We start from the raw sequence: 263 nt of genomic DNA on the forward strand, positions 1-263 counted from the left end.
CGCGACATCAACAGCGACTTCAAGACCCACGTCGAGGACGAGAACCAGGGGCTGTCGGCGCAACTGGACTGGCAGTTGGGCGACTACACCCTGACGTCGATCAGCGCCTGGCGCGGCTGGGACAACACCCAGTACCAGGACGGAGACCGCCGCGCCTTGCTGCCACTGACCGCCTCCCACGACAAAGGCACGGTGGACTATGAGCAGTACAGCCAGGAGTTTCGTCTGACCTCGCCCAAAGGGCAGTTCAACGAATATGTGCT

At 62.0% G+C, this 263-nt stretch carries 1 pseudogene; it reads left to right on the plus strand.

From position 1 onward, the window contains the following. Positions 1-263: pseudogene (locus SB756_RS31310) on the plus strand (TonB-dependent receptor); the annotation flags it as partial.

Source organism: Pseudomonas sp. SIMBA_068 (genome assembly GCF_046534705.1).
GTDB classification, from domain to species: Bacteria; Pseudomonadota; Gammaproteobacteria; order Pseudomonadales; family Pseudomonadaceae; genus Aquipseudomonas; species Aquipseudomonas putida.